Origin of the sequence: Bradyrhizobium valentinum (assembly GCF_001440405.1) — a bacterium.
GTDB classification, from domain to species: Bacteria; Pseudomonadota; Alphaproteobacteria; order Rhizobiales; family Xanthobacteraceae; genus Bradyrhizobium; species Bradyrhizobium valentinum.
Map to the genome: position 1 here is coordinate 1 of NZ_LLXX01000020.1, position 3865 is coordinate 3865.

Annotated in this window: 2 protein-coding genes and 2 pseudogenes; 2 read left to right on the forward strand and 2 right to left on the reverse strand. The window is 62.5% G+C overall.

Translation table 11 applies throughout. From position 1 onward, the window contains the following. Window positions 1-349: pseudogene (locus tag CP49_RS45735) on the forward strand (hypothetical protein); the annotation flags it as partial. A gap of 132 nt (window positions 350-481) precedes the next feature. Here CP49_RS45735 and CP49_RS02120 read toward each other — a convergent pair. Next, window positions 482-1381, reverse strand: a complete 900-nt coding sequence (locus CP49_RS02120) for a LysR family transcriptional regulator (protein WP_063791611.1) — start codon at window positions 1379-1381, stop codon at window positions 482-484. Window positions 1382-1899: 518 nt separating this feature from the next. After that, window positions 1900-3528, reverse strand: coding sequence for a fatty-acid--CoA ligase (locus CP49_RS02125; RefSeq protein ID WP_057848648.1), 1629 nt, complete (start codon window positions 3526-3528; stop codon window positions 1900-1902). Window positions 3529-3683: 155 nt separating this feature from the next. Between CP49_RS02125 and CP49_RS46635 the strand changes: the two are divergent. Beyond that, window positions 3684-3865, forward strand: a pseudogene (locus CP49_RS46635) (hypothetical protein); the annotation flags it as partial.

The following is a 3865-nucleotide window of genomic DNA, read 5'->3' on the forward strand; positions in this document are numbered from 1 at the left end:
GGCCGTGCCGCCGCCGGTGACGGCTCCAGCCCCGGCGCGGCCGCAGGCGGACGTCGTGCGCAGCCTCGATCCGAGGGAAGTCGCTGGCCTGATCAAACGCGGACAGGACCTGCTCGCCAGCGGCGATGTCCAGTCGGCACGGCTGTTGCTGATGCGCGGCGCCGAGGCGCGGGATGCGCGGGCAGCACTGCTCGTCGGCACCACCTATGATCCGGCGCTGCTCAAGCAGATCGGCGCCGATGGTCCGCTGGCTGATATCGCGCAGGCCCGTATGTGGTACCAGCGGGCGAAGGAATGGGGCGAACCCGACGCGCAGCGAAAGCTGGAGGCGTTGGCGCTCTCGCGCTGATTTGGACGCGGCGCGTCGCACGCGCCGGTCAATTGCACCGACGGTCCCGACCATGTGAGCCAGGTGAGGGCTAGCCTTCGCCGCTGCGCGCAGGCCTATCCGCGAAAATTGGCCCAAAGGCAATGCTGCGCGTCACCGCGCACCTTCCAACTGCGCGATCATGAACTCGGTGAAGACCTTGACGCGGGGCGTGCGGTGACGGCCGGGCACCGTCACGACATGGATCGGAAACGGCTCGCTCAGATGGGTATCCTCCAGCAGCGGAACGAGCGCGCCCTTCTGAAACGCACGCGCGACCACGAAGTCGGCCAATCTCGCGATGCCCAGCCCCGCTACCGCAGCGTCGAGCAGCAGGTCGGCATTGTCGCTTGCAAAGGTGCCTGAGACGGCGAGCCGGTTGATGCCTTCATCGGTGCGGAACGGCCATTGATTGAGCTGCCCAAAGCCGCCGGTCAGCGTCAGGCAATTGTGCAGCAGCAGATCGGCGGGCACGCGCGGTGAACCGCATTTCCCGAGATAGAGCGGGCTGGCGCAGATAAGGCGTCTGGCGTCGGCGATCTTGCGGGCCACGAGCGTTGAGTCGCCAAGCCATCCGGAGCGGATGGCCAGGTCCACCTGCTCGGCAACAAGATCGATTTGCCGGTCCGAAACAAGAAGCTCGACGGTGATATCCGGATAGCGGGCGAGGAAGAGCGGAAGCGCGGGACCGAGGATCTGTTTGGCATACGCTGTCCCGACGCTGATCCTCAAATGCCCGCGTGGAGCACGGCTTCCCGCTGTTATCTCGGCTTCCGCGGCCTCGATCGATGCAAGTATTTCCCGGCTTCGGGCGACGAAAAGCTCCCCTTCTGCGGTCAAAACCAGACGTCGCGTGGTGCGCGTCAGCAGACGGACGCCCAGCCGGGCCTCAATGCGGGTCACGAGCTTGGAGAGCGCTGAAGGCGTGATCCCGAGATCGCCCGCCGCCGCGGCGAAGCTGCCGCGCTCGACGACGCGTACAAAAGCATTCATCTCGGTGGAGGCGCTATTCATGAACAAATTTCACGAATGAAATGAAGTTGCAGGTTATTATCATTATTCAAGAATAGAATAAAGTGGCTCCGTCAGCTCATGGAGACCAGACAAATGTCAGCGGAAAAGAACTGGAGCGGCGGTCCAAGACGAGCTGGCAGCGATGATGCTGTCCTGCGCCATCCCAACGGCAGTATCGATATTGGAGCTTACGCAGCGATCGCACACCGCCAGCGGGCTGCAGCGATCGCGTCTTCGATGCTCTCAGCAGTTAGGTTCGTGCGGGATGCCGGGGCGGCTATCATTGTACGCCGTGTTCACAAACAGCCGGCTGCCGGTAAACCCTGCGTCTAATTTGGGGGAGTGCTTATTTGCCGCCGGCGATACCACTCGCGCGAGCGCTGGCCCCGTCAAGCAGGATCAAAAACCGATCGAAATACGAAAAGCGCGTCACATCGCGCACTGGCCCGCCGGCGTTCAAATTCACGCCAGCTCCTTGTTTGGACTGTCCCTCCCGGCAAGGGAGGGACAGATTTGATTCAGGCCGCCGCGTTCGGGAAGCGGTAGCTCTTGAACTGTTCACGCAATGCGGTCTTCAGGATCTTGCCGGTCGCGGTGTGCGGAATGCCGTCGACGAAAACGACGTCGTCGGGCATCCACCATTTGGCGATCTTGCCTTCCATGAACTTCAGGATGTCCTCACACGTCGCCTGCTGGCCTTGCTTGAGCTGCACGATCAGAAGCGGACGTTCGTCCCATTTGGGATGATAGACGCCGATCACAGCGGCTTCCGCAACCGCGGGATGGCCGACCGCGAGGTTTTCCAGATCGATCGACGAAATCCATTCGCCGCCGGACTTGATGACGTCCTTGGAGCGATCGGTGATCCGCATGTAGCCATGCGGGTCGATCGTCGCGACGTCGCCGGTGTCGAAATAGCCTTCGTCGTCGAGGATGTCGGTATCGATCTTGAAATAGGCCTTGGCCACCGCAGGTCCGGCCACTTTGAGGCGGCCGAAGGTTTTGCCGTCCCACGGCAGTTCCTTGCCGGCATCGTCGGTGATCTTCATCTCGACGCCGAACGGCGGATAGCCCTGGGTCTGCAGGATGTCGAGCCGTTCCTCGCCGGTGAGTTCGGCAAAGGGCGGCTTCAGCGCGGCGACGGTGCCGATCGGGCTCATCTCGGTCATGCCCCAGGCGTGGCGCACGCGAACGCCCATGTCGACGAACGACTTGATCATCGAGCGCGGCATCGCCGAACCGCCGCACACCACGCTCTTCAGGTGGGGCAGCTTCAGATTGCCGGCCGACATGTGGTTGAGCAGCATCAGCCACACCGTGGGAACACCGGCGGTGTGCGTGACCTTCTCGGTGTCGAGAAGTTCATAGACCGAAGCGCCGTCGAGCTTGGCGCCCGGCATCACGAGCTTGGTGCCCATCGACGGCGCTGAGAACGCGATGCCCCAGCTATTGGCATGGAACAACGGCACCACCGGCAGCATTGTCTCGGCGGCGCTGGTGCCGAGAGCGTCGACATTGTTGGCCATCAATCCGTGCAGCACGTTGGAACGGTGCGAATACAACACGCCTTTCGGATCGCCCGTGGTGCCCGAGGTATAGCACATCGCGGCCGCGGTGTTTTCGTCAAAGTCCTTCCACTTGAACTTGCCGTCGGCTTCCGCGATCCAGTCCTCATAGGCGACCGCGTTCTTCAGCGTTGTCTGCGGCATGTTGGCCTTGTCGGTCAGCACGATGTAGCGCTCGACGCTCGACAGGCTGGCTGCGATCTTTTCCAGGATCGGCACGAAAGTGATGTCGGTCATCACCACACGGTCCTGCGCGTGGTTGATGATCCAGGCGATCTGGTCGGGAAACAGCCGCGGATTGACGGTGTGGCAGATCGCGCCGATTCCCATGATGCCGTACCAGGCTTCGAGATGGCGCCAAGTGTTCCAGGCGATGGTGGCGACACGGTCACCGAGCTTGATGCCGTCGCGGTCGAGCCGTTGCGATACTTTCAGCGCGCGCGCATGAATTTCGGCGTAATTGGTGCGATGAATGGGACCTTCGACCGACCGCGTGACGACCTCTTGCGTGCCGTGATACTTCGCCGCGTGTTCGATAATCCGGTGGCAAAGCAAAGGCCAGTCTTGCATCAATCCGAGCATACGCACTTCCCTCCGATGGTTTTGTTCGTTGCCGCACGATCCGCCGACTATACGGGCGGACCGCGGGTTGGGTTCGTGGAATTGACATGAACTTTACCGTGCGGAAAGCAAGCCGAAAATGGGTTACTGGCGCCTTTGGCCGCATTGGAGCGGCAATGGTTACCGTTGCCGTCGCGGCAATCCTGATTGGAATGCCAGTCGAGCCGGCCTGGGCGGCGAAACGGTCTCGCGCTGCGCCATGGGCTGACCTGTTCAGGGATATCTCGCCAAGGCCGCGGCCAGCGGCGCGCCGCGCGGCGGTGCCGTTGCCGAAGGCGGCGGTGCCGCTGCCGAAGCC